Below are 22,818 nucleotides of genomic sequence, written 5' to 3'. Positions count from 1 at the left end.
AATTTTATGTTAACTATGTTATAATGAACTTTCATATTATATAATTCATTTAAATATAATATTTCATTAAAAATAAGGGTTAGTTTATGAAACATTTCTTTTCTTTTTGTTTTATCTTGATGATATTCATATCAAATGTATATGCTGATGTAAAAGTAGATTTCAGATTATTTTCAAGTTCTTATGCATATAACGGTGAAAATTTATTATGGCAGGATACAAGAACAACATTAACATACTTTGAAAATTTTACAGAAGGAGCTTTTGATATAAAATTCAATGATCTTATCACTTTGAGAGTAGGAGCTTCAATATTTTTTCCATTTACATTTGAATTTCCTCAAGGCATAAGAGTATTTCCTGTAGTTACAACACAATTATCAAATGAATATATTTCTCTAAGAATAGGTACTATGACAGGCGGGCATAATCTTCCTTCACCTATAAGAGATCCTTTAATGGATATGACACCTGTTGTAAGATCTACTCCAGATAATACATTAATAGCAAAAGGACCTGAAGAATATAAATATAATGAACCTTTCACACATGGTTATTATGAATACGGTGCTTCTTTTGAATGGTTTAAAGGAGGAAAGGGAGAAGTATATATGAATTGGCAAATACAGCATAATGCTAAACATAGAGAAAGATTTGATGTAGGTGTTACTTATGCTATGGATTTTGCACATGATATAGCAACTCCTTATGTAGGTATACACTATTGGCATAATGGAGGACATGAATATCCATTCGTTGAAGGTTCTCCGGCAATTACAGAAAACTATGTAGGAGCTATAGGTATTAATAGTTACTACTTATCAATACTTTATATGGCTTCATATAATCTCGCTGACAGAGATAATGAACCTGGAGTATTCGGACATGGAATTTTCTTAAGAGGTACAATACCTGTTATGACTTGGTTTGAAATAGAGCCTATAATATTTGTATCAGGCTGGTATATAAATAAAAATCATAAATTTATAAGCGTTGAAGGAGATCCTTTTTATAGAGTTCCTTTCTATTTCGGACTTAACTTAAAGAAAGACTTTGTATTCGACAATGGTATAGTATTAGGAATTGCCTTAGTTAATGGATTATTCCTAAATGAAAAAAATGAAATAGGAGTGAGATATGATCAGTCTTTGCAGTTTGATTTTACATATTTAGTACCTATAAAACAATAATTAATAATTTTTTATTATTTATAGCGATAAACTAGAATATATTCTAAATTATCGCTATTATTTTATCATTTTTTATTTTTAGTATTTAACAATATAAATAATAAAAACTTATATAATATAAATTGCTTTTATTAAAAAATATAGTAATATTTATAGCTATAGGAGTTTTTTAAATATGAAAGATAAAAAAGAAGTAAATCCGAATACTAATCATAAAAGCGTAAATCATGATGAAGCCAATTTTTCACATGTATATTTCTATAAACTTTTATTTGAAGAAAAACCAGAATTGCCTAATATAGAATTAATTAAACAGAAAATAAGAAAATATTATGAAGATATAGAAGTAATATCATCAGATAATGGCATTTACAGTATAGCAATAAATGATTTAAAAGTAAAATATAAAGATGAAAAGGAAGTACCAGCACAAATTTTGATGCCTAGTGCTATGGAATTCGATTATACCACTATAAACGACTATTATTATAGTCAGATGTGGGATATAAAAGAACCTAAAGAACTTATAAAAAACTGTAATTATGAAATAATGCTTAGTGATTTTTTGGCTGCAGGACTAGATTATAAAGATAGAACAACCCTACTTAATAATTGGCTTTATACAGCATTACAGCTTTTTGATAATTGTGTTGCCGTATATAATGAACAAAGCGGTAAACTTCTTTTGCCTGATCAAATACTAAATAATACCTACCCTAAAGATTTCAGATTTATGCTTTCAGGCGTTAATATAAGACTATTTAATGTTCAGGATTCAAATGATATTATAGTAGACACTTTAGGAATGTATGCTATAGGTTTACCAGATATACAATATCATTTCCATGACTTGAATGCCAATGATGTTATATCACATGCTTTAAATATAGCAGCTTATATATTTGATAAAGGCGATATTATAAAAAGCGGCGATACTATACAAAGTATATTTGAAAATGTACAATGGAAATGTCAGTATGAAAAATCTCTTCTCAAGCCACATAGAGAAATTTTGGATATTAATATGCTTGAATATGCTTCAGGCAAAAGGCAAAATTAATAAAATACTGTAATAAAAAACATATTTTTATTGTTCCAAAGCAATAATATATTATCATACTTATACAAATAAACAAGTATATTAAATACATAATAAAAAAAACGATAAACAAATAAAATACCCGATAGTAGTATTATATAACATATTTTTTATAAATATGTATTAAAAAATCATATATATGTAATAATATTGTTGAATTTAAACACATTTTTTCCTATACTAGAAATCATATGGTTTTAATTTTATTGTACAAATGGAGGTATATAATGAGTGAAGATGTTTCTCTATTAACACAAGAGGATATTGCTGATGAGATAAAATCGTTGGTTTCGAAATGGAAAGATGCTGAGGGGAATCTTATTATGATTTGTCATGGAATTCAAAAGCATTACGGTTATGTTCCTAGAAATGTTGCAAAATATGTATCAGAAGAAACAAATATACCGCTAGCTAGAATTTATGAAATTCTTACATTTTATAATTATTTCACACTAGAACCGCCTGCTGAAAATAATATAGCAGTTTGTATGGGTACAGCATGCTATTTAAAAGGCGGCGGACAGTTAGTGGAAGAAATTAAAAGAAAATTAAATCTAAAAGGTGATCAGAAATATTCAGCTGATAGAAAATATAAGTTAGAAGAGGTTAGATGTATAGGCTGCTGCGGTTTGGCTCCTGTAATTACATTTAATGAAGAAGTTTCAGGAAGAGTAGTTATTGATGATATAGCTAAATTTATAAAAAATAATAATGAAGAAGAGAAAAAATCTTAATGGAGTATAAAAATGGCAGAAAAATTAGATAGAAAAAAACTAGAAGAATATAGAATTAATAAAGCCAAAGAGATAGGCCTAAGAAAAGGTACCGAATCCTCTACAACTCATAAATATCATATACTTGTATGCGGAGGTACGGCATGCGAGTCAAATAAAAGTGATGAAATTGTAAGATTATTAAGAGAATATGCAGAGAAAAACGGCATTGCAGATGAAGTATTAGTTGTAAAAACAGGCTGTTTCGGTTTCTGCAGTCAGGGACCTGTTGTAAAAATTATGCCAGGAAGAGTTTTTTATACTCATGTAGGACCTGAACATGCTCAGGATATAATAGAAAAACATATAATGAAAGGTGAATTATTGCTAAGAATATTATATAAAGAGCAAAGAGAACATAGAGACTTCTCTAAAGAAATTAACTTCTATCAAAAGCAAAGAAGAATAGTATTAAAGAACTGCGGTATGATAGATCCTGAAAATATAGATGAATATATAGGAAACGATGGATATAAAGCTTTATCTAAAGTATTATTTGAAATGACTCCTGATGATGTAATTAATGAAATGCATACTTCCGGACTTAGAGGACGCGGAGGTGCCGGATTCCCTACTTGGAAAAAATGGAGCTTCACAAAAGAAGTTAAATCAGATCAAAAATACATAGTATGTAATGCTGATGAGGGAGACCCTGGTGCTTATATGGATAGAAGTATACTTGAGGGAGATCCGCATTCTGTAATAGAAGCTATGACTATAGCAGGATATACCATAGGAGCAAATAAAGGTTATTTATATATTAGAGCTGAATACGGACTTGCTGTTGAAAGGGTAAGAATAGCTTTAAAGCAGGCTTATGATTATGGTTTATTAGGAGAAAAAATTTTAGGAAGTGATTTCTCATTTGATTTAGATATAAGATTGGGAGCTGGGGCTTTTGTATGCGGTGAAGAAACTGCACTTTTAGCTTCTATAGAAGGTAATAGAGGAACTCCTAGACCTAGACCTCCTTTCCCAGCAATAAAAGGGTTATTTGAAAAACCTACAGTTATTAATAATGTTGAAACATTTGCAAATGTAACTGCTATCATAAACAATGGAGGAGATTGGTTTGCTTCTATTGGTACAGAAAATTCAACAGGTACTAAAGTATTCGCTTTAACTGGTAATGTCAATGTATCAGGACTCGTTGAAGTACCTATGGGAACAACTATTAGGGAAATAGTATTCGACATTGGAGGTGGAATACCTAATGATAAATTTGTAAAAGGAGTTCAGACAGGCGGACCTTCAGGAGGTATATTACCTGAATCTCTATTTGGTACTCGTATAGATTTTGATAATCTAGTTAAATTGGGTTCTATGATGGGATCGGGAGGTATGATAGTTATTGATGAAGACAGCAATATGGTTGATTTTGCTAAATTCTATCTTGGATTCTGTGTTGATGAAAGCTGCGGTAAATGCGTACCTTGCAGAGTCGGCGGAATGCAGATGCTAAAAATATTAGAAAAATTTACTAAGAAAAGAGCTAAAGAAGATGATATACAAAAACTAAGAGATATTGCTTTAACTATGAGAAAAGCTTCATTATGTGCTTTAGGCTCTACAGCTGCTAACCCTGTAATGTCCACATTAAAACATTTTGAGGAAGAGTATAAAGCTGGAATATTTACTCCTCCTGTTCCAAAGAAAAATTAAAAATTGGCTACGGATTATAGAGTAAAAAGGAGTATAAAATTATGGTAAAGATAAAAATAAATGGCAAACAAATTGAAGTTGAAGAAGGACTTACAATTTTAAAAGCTGCTAAAAAATTAGGTATAAAAATTCCTTCTTTATGCTATCACCCTGATATACCGCCTACTTCAGCATGCGGAATATGCGTTGTAAAATTGGCTAATCAAGGAAATAAATATGTAAGATCATGTTCTATGCTTGTAGAAGAAGGAATGGATATAATAACACATGATTCTGAAATTAACACAGTAAGAAAAGGGGTATTGGAATTAGTATTATCAGCACACCCTAATGATTGTTTAAACTGTATAAGAAATGGAGAATGCGAACTTCAGACTGCTGCTGCTGATTTCGGTGTTAGGAATTCAAAATATGATAATATAAAACAAAATCACCCTAGAGATGACTCTACTGGAAGTATAGTACTTAATCCTGAAAAATGTATTAAATGCGGAAGATGTGTAGTTGTTTGTCAGGAAATGCAGAAAGTACATGCTTTAGGATTTGTTAATAGAGGATTTGATACTTATTTTGCTCCTGGAGCGGTTTCATTGAAAGATTCTCCTTGTGTAGACTGCGGACAATGTGCTTCTCACTGCCCAGTTGCAGCTATATATGAAAAAGACCAAACTAAAGAAGTTGAAGATGCTATAGATGATGCTGATACTTATGTTACAGTTCAAATGGCTCCTGCTGTGAGAGTTGCTTTAGGAGAATATTTCGGACTTAAAGCTGGAGAGAATATCACTGGTAAGATTTATGCTGCTATGCGTTTGATGGGATTCAATGCTATATTCGACACTAATTTCGGTGCAGATTTAACTATTATGGAAGAGGCAAATGAATTCGTTAAAAGATTTACAGAGAGTAATGGTACAGTTTGTATGACTACATCATGCTGCCCTGCTTGGGTAAAATATGCAGAAGAATATTATCCTGATTTACTAGATAATATATCAACTTCCAAATCTCCTCATATGATGCTTGCTCCTATGACTAAAACTTATTATTCTGACAAAGCTCATGTTGATCCTTTCAATATATTTAATGTATCTATTATGCCTTGTACAGCTAAGAAAAATGAAATTAGAAAAAATGAAACTATGTATTCAAGCGGATACAAAGATGTTGATGTTGTACTTACTACAAGAGAATTTGCTAGAATGATAAAGCACTATGGTATAGATATTGCGGGAATTGAACCTGAAGAATCAGACAGTATATTAGGAGAATATTCCGGAGCTGGTACTATATTCGGAGCAACAGGCGGTGTTATGGAAGCTGCTTTAAGAACTGCTTATAATATTATAGCAGGAAATAATCTTAACAATGTTGATTTTGAAGAAGTAAGAGGGCTTGAAGGAGTAAAAAAAGCTACAATAAAAATATTAGATAAAGAAGTAAAAGTTGCTGTTGTAAACGGACTTAATAATGTTGATCCTGTAATGCAGGAAATCAGAGCAGCTAAAGAAAAAGGAGAAAATCCTCCTTATAACTTTATAGAAGTTATGGCTTGTCCTGGAGGATGTGTAGGAGGAGGCGGTCAGCCTTATGGACCTACTAATGAAATAAGAACAAAAAGAGCAGATGGTTTATACAATGAAGATAAAAATACTGTAAAACATAGATGCTCTCATGAAAATGAAAATCTTAAAAAGCTTTATGATGAATTCTTAGGAAAACCTCTAGGAGAAAGAGCTCATCACTTCTTACATACTAAATACGAAGCTAATGAAAAATATACTAAATAATTTATAAAGAAAAAAACAAAGCACTATGATAATAATTATTATTATCATAGTGCTGTTTTATTTATAGAAAAAGTTTTATTAACGGCTATTTTATAGTCTCAAATTTCATTTCTCTAAATCTCTTATATTCTTCTTCTATTTCAGACTTTTTAGACATAAAATTATCTCTTGTCTCCATTATTTCTTGTAAATGCACTGCTCTTGCTTCATTAATATTTCTGTCCCTTATAAGTCCGTTTTCTGCAAGTACGAATTTATATTCTCCGCTTTCATTTTTAACTAAATCGCCTCCTGCACCGCATACAGCACATTCAAAATTAAATTTTACTCCGTCCCAATGTTCTTCGCCTGGATATATTAAAGAAGAATGACATCTAGGACATAAACCTAAATCAGGATCACCAAGCCATTTTCTATCTTCTACAGGAGTATTAATCGCTTCAACTATATTTTTACCCATTTTGTATGCTCTATCTAAATAATCCTTATGTATCAAAACATTTCCAGGTCTTCCAACACTTTCAGCCAAATACATATCTACTACAGTAATAGACTGAGTAAACATAGTAGCAGAAAGTCCTTCCAAACTCATAGTCTGCCAATCATGTTTAGAACCGCCTACCCCTATAAGTCCTGCAACTGTATGCGGATCTTTTTTAACTTGTCCTATTTTTATTCTAAACGATAATTCATAAGCTAAAAACCTCTGAGCAAATGCTAAATATAATGAAGAAGGAAGCAAATCATAAGTAGGACATCCCACTATTATACCCTGACATTGATTCATAACATTTACTATTTTATCCATATCATCTTTTTCTTTGTAAATGCATCCTTTATATTCTTTTCCTTCTTTAAAAGCTTTTTCCATACCTATTGTACATGACTCGCATCCTGAACAAGGCTTTATATTATAGTCAAACAAATTGATTAATACTGCCTCTCCTCCTGCATCTTTTACAGCTGTTAAAGCCTGCTTAACTAAAATTTCACTGTTTCCGTTATGTCTTCCGGCAACTATTCCCATAACTTTCATAGAATATAATTCTCCTTTTTATTGAAATTAAAATTACTGGATAGGCTGCCAGTCTTCGTATTTTATTATAAAAAATGTTTTATCGAAGTTTATCGGAAATCTTATATTAAGGAACTAACATAAGCCCTACCTTATTGTTAATATATAGCATACAATATATTTTAATTATTGTCAATATCAATTTACGATATAAAAAAGACTGACACTTATTAATAAGCATCAGTCTTTATTTATGATTATTGATTAAAAGATTAACCTTTATAAGGAACTTTAACTATAGCTTTTTTAACATGATTTTTTCCTGATTTTGGAGGAAGTCCTACTCTATGAGCATCATAAGGAAGAAGTATCAAAATCTCTCCTTGTGATAAAGTTAAACGAACAGTTCCCTCTCCTTCCCAATCATGATAGTCTGAAGCTTCATCATAACTTTTAGGCTTCAATGTAGAAGTATTTGCTATTATAAAATCTTCAGCTCCTTCAAATATTATTTGAACATCCACATATTTTAAATGTGATTCCCAAGGCGGATTATCTTTATTATCATATTCTGTAACATTGATAAAAGCACCTTCGCAAATTTCTTTGTCTAGCAAATGCTTACCATTAGGAAGTTTTTTCAATTCATCATAATGATCTCTTATATAATTTTTTGCCTTCCAAATAGAATCATGAAAATCCTGATTAAATTCGCTTTTTATTGGTTTTAATATCATAATAACCCCTCCGTTTTTAATATATAATTAAGCGCTGTTATGCACTCGAGAACAAAAGTAAAATTAAAGTATTTAAAAAACATTTTAATCATTTCTAATATATCTATATTGTATAAAGTATGTATAATTTTTGCAATATCTATACTTATTATTTTATAAAAAATATTTGCAAACTATAATGTTTTTGTTATAATCTATATCGTACAAAACAAACAATTAATATGAAAAATGAACGTGTTTTAATATTTTTTAAATTTATTTCTATGGTATTTCTCATACTATTTTTACTTTTAAATATAGCATGCATTTCATATTATGAAAATAAATTTACTTTTGTACTTATGCTCATTTTATTTATGCTGTTTTTTATTCCAGGACTTGCTTTATATAAAAATTTAATCAATATATATTTAATCAAAGATTATAAGCAAGTAGAAGAAAAATCATCAGAAGGAAAAATATATAGATTTTCAAAAATAAACAGCACTATAATAAATGATTATCAAATAGCAATAAAAGACTTAAAAGAAAAAAATAGTTATATATTAGGCAGATACGATGTTTTAGACAATATAAAAAAACAATATAAAAAAGATATGAAAAAGGCTAGAAAACTGCAGGAAAATATGATGCCTAAAAAAATGCCTAATAATAACAAAATAAATTCTGCCTCATTATATAAACCTCTTGAAACAATAGGAGGAGATTTTTTTGATTATATATATCTTGATGATGACAGAATACTTTTTATAATTTCAGATATTAGCGGACATGGAGTTGAAGCGGCAATTATAACTGCTATGTTTAAAACTGTTTTTAGAAATTTGGCAGCATCATTCAAATCGCCTAGCTCTTTTATATATGATATTAATAATTACATAATTAAAATACTGCCTATAAACTATTATCTCACTATGACAGTGGCCGAAATAGATTTAAAAAATAAAGTAGTAAAATATTCTAATGCTTCCCATACTCCTATGCTTATATTAGAAAATTCTCAAATAAAAGAATACAATAAAGGCGGAACTATAATAGGTCTTTTCCCTCAGGCATATTATGAAGAAGAAATAGTAAATATAAAAAAAGATGATGTATTAATATTTTATACCGACGGAGTAACAGAAGCATCAAGATCCAAAAACAAATATGATTTTTATGGCATAGATAGATTAAAAAAAGTTATATTCAATAATAAAAATAGTAAGGCAGAAAATATAATAAGCAACATAGAAAAAGATTTTTATGATTACCTTTCATATATGTCGCCTGATGATGATTTTACTATTGCAGCATTTAAGATAAAATAAAAAATTAAAATATTATTTTACTTCTTTGTATAAAGTTACATCCATATCAGCAGAAGTTAATTCTCCCAATTTAGGAACTATTGCTTTGAAATGTTCTGAATTATTGTGGTTTTCTATAGCTTTTTCGTCTTTCCATTCTTCTATAAAAGTAAGATATTTACCGTCTACACTTTCATATAAATTATATGAAATGCATCCATTTTCTTTTCTGCTTTTAATTATAAGTTCATTAGCTATTTCAATGAATTTAGATTTATTTTCACTGCTCACAGTATTTTTTGCAACTATTTTAATCATATTTTTATTACCTTTAGTTTTATTTGAATTTTTATCATTTATTTTTTTATTGTATTTATTCTGTGCTATTACAGGAGATTCAAATAAAGCTATCTTCACAGCATCTATTATATCATTTGCAATTATAGTATCCAATTCTTCTCTTTCTTTCTTACTAAAATTTGAAAGAACATAGTCATTAACTTTCTTACCAGCACTAGGTCTGCCTATACCTATTCTAATTCTTGTAAAATCATCGCTTTGAAGATGCGAAATAAGACTTTTTATTCCATTATGCCCTCCGGAACTTCCTCCTTTTTTAATTTTAAAAGTTCCAAAAGGTATATCCATATCATCGTATATAACTATTATATCTTCAGGTTTTATATTAAAGAATTTTGATATAAAAATTGCAGATTCTCCTGAAAGATTCATAAAAGTTTGAGGTTTTAGGAGTATATATTCTATATCCTTTTCTTTTGATCTAGCATATAATGATTTCTTTTTATTATTATCAAAATTGATATTAAAATTTTGAGCTATTTTATCTATGAGTATAAAACCTACATTATGTCTATTATTTTTATACTCATCTCCTGGATTTCCAAGTCCAATAATTAATTTAGTCATCATGGATATTTCTTTTTAGCAGCCTGAGGGGATTCAAACAAAGCAATGCATGCAGCATCCACAACATTATCAGATATATCTCTTATTTTTTTTCTTTCATCTTTAGTAAAAGGAGCCAAAAGAAAATCAGCTTTTTCTTCATCTTCAGGACATGCCCCTATTCCGACACCTATTTTAGTAAAGTTATAGCTTTTTAAAGAATCTCTTATACTTTTTATACCATTATGATCTATTTCTATATCATTAACTTCAGATTCAGAATCATCATTTTTAGAAGGTATAACTCTAAATTCACCTATAGGTATATCCATATCATCATATATAACGATAATATTTTCAACAGTGATTTTCATAAAACTTGCCATATAAAGAGCAGCTTCACCAGAAAGATTCATGAAAGTCTGAGGTTTAAGGAGCAAATACTCCATTTTACCAGACTTACCTTTTCCAAAAACTGTCTTTTTCTTTTTGATGTCAAGTTCTACATTAAGTTTTTTAGCAACTCTATCTAAAATCATATATCCGACATTATGTCTATGATTTTTATATTGTTCACCTGGGTTGCCTAGTCCCATTACTAATTTCATCATATAGTAGTAATCCTAGAACTATATTTTATGCTTCTGCTGCACCTTTGTTAGCATCATCATCTTGAGTAGTAACAACAGTAACAATAGCTTTAGAAGCATCACCAACAGGGTCAACACCTTCTGGGAATTTTATATCGCTAATATGTAAACTATCTCCTACTTTTAATTCGCTAACATCAACAACCAATTCTCTAGGTATAGAACCTGGGAAAGCTTTGATATTCAAACCGTATTCAACTTGCTCTAAAGTACCTCCGCCTAAGCGAACACCTTCAGGAGTACCTTCAATGTGAATAGGAACATAAGTTTTGATTTTTTTATTTCTATCTATTTCATAAAAATCTATATGTCTTATAATTCTTTTGATACCGTCTATTTGATAATCTTTAACCAACACTTCTCTTGTCTTATCATTTTGTATATCTAAAGTGATTATATCATGCTGACCTGCTAAAGAAAAAACTTTAACAAATTCTTTTAATTCTACAGCAATAGAGTATTGATTTTCTCTACCATAAAGAGTAGCCAAAGCGTAACCTTCATTTCTCAATTTACGACCAACACTTTTAAATTTAGTATCTCTTTGCAAAGCTTTAATAGTATAATTCTCACTCATTTTTCTTTCCTTTAATTTTACTTATCAAATAGAACACTTATAGAAAGCTCCATATGTATATGTCTTATAGCATCAGCAATAACAGGAGCAACTGAAAGCACTTCTATTTTACTGCCTAATCTATCTTTCATAACTTTCAAACTATCTGTTATATAAAGCTTTTCTATATCACTGGCATTAATTCTCTCATAAACATCGCCAGAACATACAGCATGAGTTATAAATACATATATTTTTCTCATACCAGCCTTTTTCAAAGCCTGCATACTTTTTATAAGAGTACCGCCTGTATCTATTATATCGTCTATAATAATAGCATCTTTGCCATTAACATCGCCTATAATATTCATTACTTCACATTCATTAGCTCTGTCTCTTCTTTTATCTATGATAGCTATATCAAGATTCAATTGTTTAGCTACAGCTCTAGCTCTTCCTACCCCTCCTATATCTGGAGAAACTATAATAGAGTTAGACATATCAAGATCTTTTCTTATTTTATCCAAGAAAACATTTTTTGAAAGCATGTGATCTACAGGAATATCAAAAAAACCTTGTATTTGTGCTGCATGCAAATCTAAAGCCAAAACTCTATGTGCTCCGGCTTCTGATAAAAGATTAGCAACTAATTTAGCAGTTATAGGCACTCTAGGTTCATTCTTTCTATCCTGTCTAGAATAACCATAATATGGAATAACAGCGGTAATTCTTTTAGCACTAGCTCTTTTTAGAGCATCTATAATACAGTAAAGTTCCATCCAACTCTCACTGCTAGAAGGACGTCCTGTAGGCTGTATTACATAAGTATCCTTATTTCTAACTGTTTCTTCTATCTGAACAAAAGTCTCGCCATCAGCAAATTTACGTATCTCCATATTACCCAATTTGAGTCCAAGATTCTTAACAACATCTTCTGACAACTGAGGATTTGCTGTACCGCTTAATATTAATATTTCGTCTGTTATTCCCATGTAAGTACCATATAAGAGAAAAGTTGGGGTGGAAGGATTCGAACCCTCGAATAATTGGACCAAAACCAATTGTCTTACCGCTTGACGACACCCCAGTATTAACAAATGAACTTTTAGTTCTATGAGTTTCATATTCTACTATATAAAAAAAATTTGTCAATACCTTTATATGATTTTTTAAATTTTCTATTAAAAAAACAAAAAATTTAATTTAATAATATAAAATTATTGATAAAAAATAAAAAAAGTATATCATTATATATCATAGTATAATATTAAAGGTAAATATGGATATTGATTTAGATAAATATACTGCAATAGATTTAAATTTTATAAAAGAGAATTTAGATACTATCAAATTTAATTCTCCGGAAATTATATGTACCAGTAACGATAATTTATATTTGTCAATTCCTAACTATAAATTAGATATTCTTTTTAATAGAGATTGTATAAATAGTGATATATTCAATAATTTTTATATCACTAAAAATTCAAAATCTATCATAGATTTAGTAATTGAAAAAAATGATAAAAATGAATATAAGCAAATTGATAGTATAAATCAATTCCTCAAAGTATACAAAGACTGCATGCCGGATTCTGAAAATACTAAAATATTTGAATATAAAATACTTGAAATCATATTGGAAGAATCGCCTAAAGAAAGATTTATATCTATAAAAAATTATATTGATATACTAAATCAATACTATAATGAACAATTATATGCTGATGCTATAAAATATATATTAGATATAATAACACAGTTGGCTTTCATAGAAAGAATAAATTTGATCCATTTAGTAAATGCCTCAAAAGATAAAATGAATCAGGTATATTTTGACAATTTAGAATATTATGATACACAAATAGTAGCAAATGATTTAATATTATCAATTACAAAACTTGTAGAGAAAATATATCCTAATATAAGTTTATTTTATGGATTCGATAATTTTGAATGCAGAAATGTTATAGGACATGGAAACCGAGTATTTATAACATTTATAGAATTCATGCTTTATTATAATGATCAGATAGATAATCATTTAAATTTAAAAACTATTATCAATTTCAATAAAAAATTCAAAAACTTCTATGAAAATGTATTTGAAAAATATAGAATAGAAAAAACGAATATTAAATTTAATGATATATTCAAAAACGGACTAAAAAAAATATCATTAGAAAATATAGCATCATTTGCCGCAGGAGCATTTTGGCATGATGTTGTCAAAGTAAAAGAATTGGATTATCTAAATATTAATAAATCAAAAGAATATGCTAGAAGATCAACTTCACATGCTATTAAAGGATATCAATTTTTAAAACTTTTCAGAAATTATAATGATAATATATCATTGATTGTAGGAATGCATCATGAATATTATGGTTATGGAAATGGTGTAATAGAAATAGTAAATAAACAATTCAATGAAAATAAAAATTTAAATCCTTCATCTCTTATATCAGATGTCCCAGATGATATTCAAACACTTCAAAGTTTAGCATTCTTCCCTGCTAAAGTATTAGAAATAATAGATTTATTCGATACAACTGTAATGCCTCAAAAAAGCTACAGCAGAAAAGATATGAACACAAAAGATGCTATAAAATTAATATATGATAATTATATAGTTAAAGAAACTCAATTAGATCCTATACTATTCGAATTATTCGTGGATTTCTTAATAGATATAAAAAAAGAAAATATACAAAATCCGTTAAAAGATTATTAATATTCTCCTTCATCATTTCCTACATAATATTTAAATACATTATAAGGTGAATAAACACCTAAATCTGTTACAACTGCACTAACTAAATGCGGAGGAGTATAATCAAATGCAGGATAAAAGCCTTTTACACCTTCCTTAGAAGTTTTCACTCCCATAGCTTCAGTAACAAGTTTTTCATCTCTAAATTCAAAATGTACATCTTCAAGTCCATGATATCCTTTATCTGGTGCTCCTGTTACAAAATAAGGTATTCCTAAATATTTTGCTACTATTGCTATTTGGAAAGTTCCAATTTTATTAACTACTGCCCCATTTAAGCATATTAAATCAGCAGCAGAAGTAAATACATCTATTTTTTTCTCCTGCATAGTATATGCCACCATATTATCTGTAATAACTGTAACATCAGCTCCTTGATCATAGGCAACTGTTGCTGTAAGTCTTGCTCCTTGAAAATAAGGTCTTGTTTCAGCACATACAACTTTTATATCTTTATTCTTTTTTTGGAATTCCTGTATCATAAACCCAACTATGGATTCGCCAAAACATTGAGTAAGTATAGTTCCTTTATCAGGATACATTGATACTAAATTTTCTGCTATTTTCTTTATTTTTGAATATCTTTTAGTAGACAGATCTATTCCTCTGTTAAACATAGCTTCTATAGGGTCTTTACCGGATTTTATTGCTTCAGTACCAGCTTCCAAGCATGATTTAGTTATAAGCATCATTCTACCGCTTGTAGTAGGTCTTGAATTAGCCAAAGTATTACAAGCATGAGTTAAATAATCTATTCTGTCATTTCCATCTAAATGCTTTGATTCATATCCAGCCAATGCCATACCCATAGCGACTGCTAAATAAGGTCCGGCACTTTGAGTTACCATATCTGATATAGCTTTTGAAACTTCTTTATGAGTTTTACATTCAACAAAATGAACTTTATTAGGGTATACTCTTCTATCTAATATCTTTACGCATCCATCATCATACCAAGCTACATTTTCAAATTGAAGCATAAAAGCCAATTCTTTGTCTACCCTATTAATCATAAAAAACTCCAAAATAATAATTTATTTATTATTGCTTATTATTGTTATATATAAACTCACCAAAAAATATATAATAAAACTTTATTTTATAGTTTATCAAATAATAATTTAAATTATTTAAAAATTAATATATTAAATGATTATAAATCAATATTTTCAATTATATTGTCTATAAATTTCATAAACTTTTCTTCTTCAGAAAGCCTGTCTCTATAAGATAAACATTCAATACCTATATTTAAAAGCGTATATTCTATTTTACTTCTCATATCATCATCAGCAACAGACTCTATTTCTTTTACCCTAGCACACCCTGTAGTTCTTCTTAACAATTCAAGTCCGCATATACCAAATCCTGTTTTTAATACCTCAAGTAAATAATATTCTATGAAATAATCATTTTGTACTGATATATCATTACTTTCATGCAAAAATTTGGTAATAAATTTATTTTTAAAAAGCCTTAAAATATCATCAATTACCTTGAAAAGGAATGAAGTATAATTTCTATCCTTAGTAACATAAAAATGGTAAACATAAGAGAATATGAAATTAGCCATAATAGTACCTAAATCATAGCCTATAGGTCCGTAAAAGGCAAATTCACAATCCATAACTTTAATATAATTTTCATCAACAAATATAGATCCTGTATGCAAATCTCCATGTATTAAAGCCTGAGGATTGTTCATAAATTCATACTTTAATTTAGCCGCCTCTAATTGAAGCTGTTTATTATTATATAGATTATCTTCAACAAATTTATTTAATGATTCAGAAAAAACATTTTCTTTAAGAACATTAAAAAATGGTTCTCTAAATACTAATTCCTCACTTATTTTACAAAGTTCTTTATTAGTATACTTTGCAACATTTTCTTTTTTAGTGAATGGATCCATAAAGAAATCGGCTGTTGATAATGTAGTTTCAACTAAAAAATCTGTTATCTGCTCCTGTAAATGATGATATATTTGACCTTTCATCAAAGCATCTCTAAGTACAAGAAAAGATTTCAAATCCTCCATTACGAATAAATTCATAACTCTATCTATAGAAATGATTTTAGGAGCCAAATCTGGAAGTATGCTGCCGTAAAAAGATAAAACCTCAGCCTCTCTTGCATTTCTGTTAATATCAAGTATTCTTCCTGACGAATTGCTTCTAGTATGAACTCCTGCCTGCTTAAGTATTATGGAATCTTTACCATTACTTATTCTATATACATAGTTAATATTTCCATCGCCTATTTCTTTACAAGTAATATTATCATTCTGAGAAAAATATTTTAATTTATTTTTTACATAAAGTAATACATCTTTCTCTTCCATTAAAAAATATTCATTAAAATTTGTCATAATATTAAATCCATAATAAATTTCAACTTTTTTATAATATAGCATAAAAAGCATAAATATCAATACATTATATTTATTATAAATGTTGCTATTCATATAGCAATAAAAGAATATTAAAACTATATTTTATAAACATAAATGCCAATATTTTATAATATAAACATTTTTTGTAAAATTTATATACATTTAATGCTTTTAATTATCATAATTCATGATAATTAGTGAAATCATTATATAAAAAACATACTAAAACTATTAAAATTTACTAAGTTACATATAATATAACTTGACTAAGTATTTTTTTTGTACTATAATAAACACCAATTTTATATTAGATTATTTTTAATAAGGGGTTAAATTATTATGAAAGTTATTGTAATAGGTTGTAACCATGCTGGTACATGGGCAGCAAAAACTTTGAAAGCTACAGATCCTAATTGTCAAGTAGTTACTTACGATAGAAATGATAATATATCTTTCTTAGCCTGCGGTATCGCACTTTGGGTTGGTGGCGTAGTTAAAGATCCTAAAGGATTATTCTATGCTAGTCCTGAAAGTTTGAGAGGTGAAGGCATCGATGTTTATATGGGACATGATGTTACTAAAATAGACTGGGCTAACAAAAAATTATGTGTAAAAGAACTAAAAACAGGAAAAGAGTTTGAAGACACTTACGATAAACTTATTCTTGCTACTGGTTCTTGGCCTGTAACTCCTCCTATCGAAGGCTTAAAACAAGAAGGAACTACTTACGGACTTAAAAAAGGTATTTTCTTCTCTAAGCTTTATCAGCAAGGACAAGAAATTATTGATGAAATAGCTAAACCAGATGTTAAAAAAGTTATGGTAGTTGGTGCTGGATACATAGGTGTTGAACTTATAGAAGCATTCAAAAACCATGGTAAAGAAGTTATCTTAATGGAAGCTATGCCTAGAGTTATGGCTAACTACTTTGATAAAGAAATCACTGATGAAGCTGAAAAAAGAATCAAAGAAGCTGGCATAGAAATGCATTTAGGTGAAACTGTTAAGAAATTTGAAGGTGATGACAGAGTTAAAAAAGTTGTTACTGACAAAGGTTCTTATGATGTAGATATGGTAGTTATGTCTGTTGGTTTCAGACCTAATAATGAACTTTATAAAGATTATTTAGAAACTTTACCTAATGGTGCTATTGTAGTAGATACTACTATGAAAACTACTAAAGATCCTGATGTATTTGCTATAGGTGACTGTGCTACTGTATATTCAAGAGCTTCTGAAAAACAAGAATATATTGCTTTAGCTACTAATGCTGTAAGAATGGGTATTGTTGCTGCTAATAATGCTTTAGGAAAACATGTTGAATATTGCGGTACTCAAGGTTCTAATGCTATTTGTGTATTTGGATACAATATGGCTTCTACTGGTTGGTCTGAAGAAACTGCTAAGAAAAAAGGATTAAAAGTAAAATCTAACTTCTTCAAAGATTCTGAAAGACCAGAATTTATGCCTACTAATGAAGATGTTTTAGTAAAAATCATTTATGAAGAAGGCAGCAGACGTTTATTAGGTGCTCAAATAGCTTCTAAACACAATCATGCTGAAGCTATTCATGCATTCTCTCTTGCTATACAAAATGGTATGACTGTTGATCAATTTGCATTGTCAGATTTCTTCTTCCTACCTCACTACAACAAACCATTATCTTGGATGACTATGGTTGCTTATACTGCTAAATAATTATAGAAAATATAATTAGTTTAAGAATATTTACCCCCTAATAAATTTATTTTATTAGGGGGTTTTTATAATCAATAAATATTTTACTCACATATATAAATTAAAAAACGAAAATCATAATAAATATAATAGAGTATATTGGAATTATTTATGAAAAGAAAAATTACATATGATATTGCTATAATAATAATTAGTATTTTAGCAAATATTATAATGGGACATTTAGTTATAATATTAAAAATACCATTTTTATTTATGGATTCTGCCGGTACAATATTAACTGCTGTTCTGCTAGGACCTATATATAGTGCGGTTGTAGGTATTGCTACAAATTTTATTATTTCTATGACTATAGATTATGTTAATTTGCATTTTGCAGTGGTAAATGTTTTTATAGGATTGACAGCAGGAGTAATAGCAAGAAAACATGACTTTTCAAAAATGAAAGTTTCAATAATATCAGGAATAATAATAGGTATAATTTCTGCCATTGTAGCAGCTCCTATAGCAATAATTGCCGCCAAAGGAGTAACTAATAAACCAATAGATAATTTTGTTCAGCTTATTTATAATAGCGGAAAAAGTCTTATTATATCTATAACTATGAGTACAGTATTAAGTTCTATGATAGATAAGATATTATCTTCTATAATAGTAACAATGGCTATAAAATCAATACCATTTTTAAGCAAAGAAAATAATCATCATTATAAATAACTTTAATTTACTCTTTAATAAAAATATCATAAATACATACCATATTGATAAAAATAAATAATTATATTAAATAAAACTATTGAAAAATAAAGTTTATCATTGTATATTAAAAACAAGTCAATTATACTTTGGTTTATATTATGAATAATGATTTAAAATACAATATATTAATAGCCTTTATAGGAATAGTAATAAATTTTGCTTTAACATTTATAGTATTGATGCTAAAAATACCATTTCTATTTTTGGATTCTGTAGGCACTATTTTATCGGCTGTTCTGCTAGGACCTATTTACGGTGCTATTGTAGGTATATTGACTAATCTCATAATATCAATATTTATAAGCTATTCACATTTAAATTTTGCAATAGTAAATGCATTGATAGGAATAATAATTGGTATTGCAGCAAAAAAATTTAAATTTGGTATTATAACAGCTATAATATCCGGAACTATCATCGGAATAATATCACCTTTAATAGGAACTCCTATATCAATAATTTTATCTGACGGATTTACAGGTACAACAATAGATAGTTTCATAAAACTATTAAATGAAAATGGCTTTGGATTCTTCCAGGCATCTTTTATGATGAGATTATTAACAAATATACTTGATAAAGTATTATCCTGCCTTATTGTATATATAGCAATAAAAAAAATTATTCTATTTCAAAAAAATGAGCGTATAACTGATTTAAATACCAATGATGACGAAAATTAATCGATATAATTAAGAGGCAAATAAACATGATTTTTGATGCTCATTCAGATATATGGACTGATGTTACTGTAAAAACATTTAAAGGCGAAAATAATATTATAAAAAAATATCATTATAATAATATGATAAAAGGTAAAATAGGCGGTTCTATATTTGTTATATGGACTGAACCGAAAAATTATGACAGAGCATTGGAAAGAGTAAGAGAAATTCAAAACTCTATAAATAAAGAACTTGAATATATTAATGATATCATATTAATAGCAAAAAACTATGATGATATTCTAAAGGCACAAAAAGAAAATAAATTATATATATTCATAGGATTTGAAGGGCTTATATCTATAGATGATAATATTGATTTGATAGATGAATATTATGATTATGGAGCAAGACATGCTAGTCTTACTTGGAATGAAGAAAATAAATTAGCTACAGGAGTGAGAGGAGATTCTTCAAGAGGATTAACTCAATTAGGAAAAAAAGCTGTAAAGAAAATGCAGGATAAAGGCATGATAGTTGATGTATCTCACTTAAATGATAAATCTTTCTTTGATGTTATAGATATTACATCCTCACCTATTATAGCATCTCATTCCAATTCCAGAACTTTATGCAAAAGTATGAGAAATCTTACAGATGAACAGTTAAAAGCTATAAGAGATGTTAATGGAGTTATAGGATTTAATTCTTATAAAGGCTTCATTGATGAAAATAAAGAAAAACAAAACATAGATAGAGCCATAGACCATATAAAATATATAGCTGATAAAATAGGAATAGATCATATAGGGATAGGTTTTGACTATAATGAATATTTTGAAGATGAAGATGCTCCTTATATAAAAGGACTAGAAAATGCATCTAAATCTTATGATATTATAATAAAGTTAAAAGAAGCCGGTTTCAATGATGATGAAATAGAAAAGATAGAATATAAAAATTTCCATAGAATAATAAAAGAAATAGTAAAATAATTATTTAATAATTGATATTTTTCATTTTTATTGTATCATATAAAAGTAAATATTTTTTACATTTATATGGAGATATTATGAAAAAATATCAAAATTTATTTTCAAATAATTTTATTATATCTATATCACTTTTAGCATTTTCCAGCTTTGTATTTTGGATGATATCTCTTAAATTTATTTCTATTATTATATTTATATTTTTATTATTAATTTTATTTTATACTTTGCAAGATAAATTTGAAAGTTATATTAAAAACATGAAAATTAATAAAGCTAATAAAAAAGAAGTAAATGAACAAAAAGAACCTATAAATAATAAAACAGATAATAAAAGAGAATCTAACAATAATAAAAATCAAACTAATAGCCTTGATAACAATATTCAAACTAAAATATCACAAATAGATGATTCCGATCTAGTATTGATTATAAATGATGTAGTATTTAAACTTAATTTTATTTTAGAAAAAACATCCGGTAACAAATCATATAAAAGAACATATAACTCTATAATTGACTATTACATACCAACCATAGAAAAATTTATTAATAGATATATAGAATTAGATGAAGCATATATGGAAAATAGCAAAAAGCAAAAAATAAAAAGAGATATAAAGAATTCTATATGCATTATAAATTTAGGATTTCAAAAAATGATCAATGAATTTAATACTGATTCTTTGATTGATATTTACAGTGATATAGATGTACTAAGAGCCATTTTAATAAGAGACGGTTTAATAAGTGAAAGAGATTTTCCAAAAATTACTTATGAGATTTAAAACAGATAAATAAAATTCTTTTTCTATACATAATTTCCACAACGCACGGTAAGTAGATTTTATTAATATAAAAAAATTAAAATTAACGAATCGTATTATAATATAAATGCGCATAGCGTGCGGTAAAAGCATAATAAAACTAATAAAAAACCATGGCGGGAATTTTTAATTTCTGTGTATACTAAAAATTTTTAACTTTGTCAAAAAGCCAATTTTAAATTGAGGTTATTTGTGGGGACTAGCCCCCACCCACACAGTTCTTTTGCGACCGAAGGAAGTGCCTGTGGTATTGGAACAGGCGAAGCCCGCCTGCGGCGAGAACCAAAAAGACTGCATTTTTAGCCAAAATATAATTGTTTAGGTATATATAAAGCTAATTTATAAAAATTGTTAGCCTCTTACAAGTTTGCTTGTCAGATCCTTAGAGCAAACCATTTTTATTAGCAATAATAATAAATTAATCATCTATTTTTATAAATAAAGATAAATATAATTTCATCTCTTTTTCAGTTTCTTTCACAAGATTAAAATTACTATTCGATAAAGCCCATTCATAAAAAAATCCTCTAAAAAACACTATAAGCCTTTTAGTTATAGCCTCTGAACTATCATCATATATAACCAAATTTAATTTTTTTAATGAATCAACCAAAGATAAAATATGATTATAAAAAAAAGCATCTTTTGATAATAAAGCATTATTTCTATTCATAATGCTATAATTAAATATTTCAAGTATTAAATCTCCGCCTAACTCTGCAACCAATTTAGAAAATTCTTTAAAAGCATATAATATATCTTTATAAGAATTAGTTTTATCTTTTGATAATATTTTTTCTTTATATAGTTCAGCATTAGTATTGAAAATATAAAATATTATTTCCTGCTTATTAGTAAAATAATGATAAAAATTCCCTATAGATATATCAGCATTAGTACAAATATCTTTAATTTGAAGCTCATTTAATGAATGTTCTTTCAATAAATTTATAGTGGTATCTACTATTTTTTTCTTTGTTTGTTCTGCCTGTTCTTTTCTTGTTACTTTTTCAATATTTTTCATAAAAGAATTATAACAAATAAC

Annotated in this window: 21 protein-coding genes and 1 tRNA gene; 12 read left to right on the top strand and 10 right to left on the bottom strand. The window is 27.9% G+C overall.

Annotated features, from left to right (window positions below):
- Positions 1 to 86: 86 nt before the first annotated feature.
- From BHYOB78_RS03470 to BHYOB78_RS03450, 5 genes are all read left to right on the top strand, one after another.
- Positions 87 to 1,190: a hypothetical protein gene (locus BHYOB78_RS03470; protein WP_020064188.1), complete on the top strand. Its 1,104-nt coding sequence runs from the start codon at positions 87 to 89 to the stop codon at positions 1,188 to 1,190.
- Between the two features lie 175 nt (positions 1,191 to 1,365).
- Positions 1,366 to 2,250: a DUF4261 domain-containing protein gene (locus BHYOB78_RS03465; protein WP_012671985.1), complete on the top strand. Its 885-nt coding sequence runs from the start codon at positions 1,366 to 1,368 to the stop codon at positions 2,248 to 2,250.
- A 266-nt stretch (positions 2,251 to 2,516) separates the two neighbouring features.
- Positions 2,517 to 3,023 carry an NADH-quinone oxidoreductase subunit NuoE family protein gene (locus BHYOB78_RS03460; protein ID WP_012671984.1) on the top strand — a complete coding sequence of 169 codons (507 nt, stop codon included), beginning with the start codon at positions 2,517 to 2,519 and terminating at the stop codon, positions 3,021 to 3,023.
- Positions 3,024 to 3,035: 12 nt separating this feature from the next.
- The gene (locus tag BHYOB78_RS03455; RefSeq protein WP_012671983.1) at positions 3,036 to 4,724 is read left to right on the top strand and encodes a NuoF family protein; all 1,689 of its coding nucleotides are present in this window, start codon (positions 3,036 to 3,038) and stop codon (positions 4,722 to 4,724) included.
- A gap of 41 nt (positions 4,725 to 4,765) precedes the next feature.
- Positions 4,766 to 6,514, top strand: a complete 1,749-nt coding sequence (locus tag BHYOB78_RS03450) for an NADH-dependent [FeFe] hydrogenase, group A6 (RefSeq protein ID WP_012671982.1) — start codon at positions 4,766 to 4,768, stop codon at positions 6,512 to 6,514.
- 85 nt (positions 6,515 to 6,599) lie between these two features.
- Here the strand turns inward: BHYOB78_RS03450 and BHYOB78_RS03445 are convergent, their stop codons facing one another.
- Both BHYOB78_RS03445 and BHYOB78_RS03440 read right to left on the bottom strand, forming a co-directional pair.
- Entirely contained in the window at positions 6,600 to 7,550 is a 951-nt protein-coding gene (locus BHYOB78_RS03445) for a flavodoxin family protein (protein ID WP_020064189.1), read from the bottom strand.
- Between the two features lie 251 nt (positions 7,551 to 7,801).
- Entirely contained in the window at positions 7,802 to 8,266 is a 465-nt protein-coding gene (locus BHYOB78_RS03440; protein WP_012671980.1) for a NanQ anomerase/TabA/YiaL family protein, read from the bottom strand.
- Between the two features lie 221 nt (positions 8,267 to 8,487).
- Between BHYOB78_RS03440 and BHYOB78_RS03435 the strand changes: the two genes are divergently transcribed.
- Entirely contained in the window at positions 8,488 to 9,576 is a 1,089-nt protein-coding gene (locus BHYOB78_RS03435; protein WP_012671979.1) for a PP2C family protein-serine/threonine phosphatase, read from the top strand.
- Between the two features lie 12 nt (positions 9,577 to 9,588).
- On the opposite strand, the gene pth (BHYOB78_RS03430) is transcribed toward BHYOB78_RS03435, so the two are convergent.
- From pth (BHYOB78_RS03430) to BHYOB78_RS03410, 5 genes are all read right to left on the bottom strand, one after another.
- Positions 9,589 to 10,485, bottom strand: coding sequence for an aminoacyl-tRNA hydrolase (gene pth / locus BHYOB78_RS03430; RefSeq protein ID WP_020064190.1), 897 nt, complete (start codon positions 10,483 to 10,485; stop codon positions 9,589 to 9,591).
- Complete coding sequence (gene pth / locus BHYOB78_RS03425; RefSeq protein WP_020064191.1) at positions 10,482 to 11,072, bottom strand: aminoacyl-tRNA hydrolase; 591 nt, start codon at positions 11,070 to 11,072, stop codon at positions 10,482 to 10,484. Before pth (BHYOB78_RS03425) ends, pth (BHYOB78_RS03430) begins: the two co-directional genes overlap by 4 nt.
- Positions 11,073 to 11,097: 25 nt before the next feature.
- Positions 11,098 to 11,688, bottom strand: a complete 591-nt coding sequence (locus tag BHYOB78_RS03420) for a 50S ribosomal protein L25 (protein WP_012671976.1) — start codon at positions 11,686 to 11,688, stop codon at positions 11,098 to 11,100.
- A gap of 17 nt (positions 11,689 to 11,705) precedes the next feature.
- Positions 11,706 to 12,659: a ribose-phosphate diphosphokinase gene (locus BHYOB78_RS03415; protein ID WP_020064192.1), complete on the bottom strand. Its 954-nt coding sequence runs from the start codon at positions 12,657 to 12,659 to the stop codon at positions 11,706 to 11,708.
- A gap of 23 nt (positions 12,660 to 12,682) precedes the next feature.
- Positions 12,683 to 12,754 (bottom strand) — tRNA-Gln (locus BHYOB78_RS03410).
- 192 nt (positions 12,755 to 12,946) lie between these two features.
- Here BHYOB78_RS03410 and BHYOB78_RS03405 point away from each other — a divergent pair.
- Entirely contained in the window at positions 12,947 to 14,401 is a 1,455-nt protein-coding gene (locus BHYOB78_RS03405; RefSeq protein ID WP_012671975.1) for a hypothetical protein, read from the top strand.
- Here the strand turns inward: BHYOB78_RS03405 and BHYOB78_RS03400 are convergent.
- Positions 14,398 to 15,453: an S-methyl-5-thioribose-1-phosphate isomerase gene (locus BHYOB78_RS03400; RefSeq protein ID WP_020064193.1), complete on the bottom strand. Its 1,056-nt coding sequence runs from the start codon at positions 15,451 to 15,453 to the stop codon at positions 14,398 to 14,400. The two genes, BHYOB78_RS03405 and BHYOB78_RS03400, sit on opposite strands and share 4 nt — an antisense overlap.
- Before the next feature lie 140 nt (positions 15,454 to 15,593).
- Positions 15,594 to 16,808: an S-methyl-5-thioribose kinase gene (gene mtnK / locus BHYOB78_RS03395; RefSeq protein WP_020064194.1), complete on the bottom strand. Its 1,215-nt coding sequence runs from the start codon at positions 16,806 to 16,808 to the stop codon at positions 15,594 to 15,596.
- Between the two features lie 363 nt (positions 16,809 to 17,171).
- Between mtnK and BHYOB78_RS03390 the strand changes: the two genes are divergently transcribed.
- The 5 genes from BHYOB78_RS03390 (at position 17,172) to BHYOB78_RS03370 (ending at position 21,734) form a co-directional block, all read left to right on the top strand.
- The gene (locus tag BHYOB78_RS03390) at positions 17,172 to 18,530 is read left to right on the top strand and encodes an FAD-dependent oxidoreductase (protein ID WP_020064195.1); all 1,359 of its coding nucleotides are present in this window, start codon (positions 17,172 to 17,174) and stop codon (positions 18,528 to 18,530) included.
- Positions 18,531 to 18,680: 150 nt separating this feature from the next.
- Positions 18,681 to 19,247 (top strand): hypothetical protein, encoded by a 567-nt coding sequence (locus BHYOB78_RS03385; protein WP_012671971.1) that lies wholly within the window; start codon positions 18,681 to 18,683, stop codon positions 19,245 to 19,247.
- 140 nt (positions 19,248 to 19,387) lie between these two features.
- A complete protein-coding gene (locus BHYOB78_RS03380) occupies positions 19,388 to 19,972 on the top strand; it encodes a hypothetical protein (RefSeq protein WP_012671970.1) in 585 nt (194 codons plus the stop codon).
- 26 nt (positions 19,973 to 19,998) lie between these two features.
- Complete coding sequence (locus BHYOB78_RS03375; protein ID WP_012671969.1) at positions 19,999 to 20,949, top strand: dipeptidase; 951 nt, start codon at positions 19,999 to 20,001, stop codon at positions 20,947 to 20,949.
- 77 nt (positions 20,950 to 21,026) lie between these two features.
- Entirely contained in the window at positions 21,027 to 21,734 is a 708-nt protein-coding gene (locus tag BHYOB78_RS03370) for a hypothetical protein (RefSeq protein ID WP_020064196.1), read from the top strand.
- A 457-nt stretch (positions 21,735 to 22,191) separates the two neighbouring features.
- Here the strand turns inward: BHYOB78_RS03370 and BHYOB78_RS03365 are convergent, their stop codons facing one another.
- Positions 22,192 to 22,797: a TetR/AcrR family transcriptional regulator gene (locus BHYOB78_RS03365; RefSeq protein WP_020064197.1), complete on the bottom strand. Its 606-nt coding sequence runs from the start codon at positions 22,795 to 22,797 to the stop codon at positions 22,192 to 22,194.
- Between the last annotated feature and the right edge of the window lie 21 nt (positions 22,798 to 22,818).

Origin of the sequence: Brachyspira hyodysenteriae ATCC 27164 (genome assembly GCF_001676785.2) — a bacterium.
Classification (GTDB): Bacteria; Spirochaetota; Brachyspiria; order Brachyspirales; family Brachyspiraceae; genus Brachyspira; species Brachyspira hyodysenteriae.
This window is presented reverse-complemented; position numbering and strand designations above follow the sequence as displayed.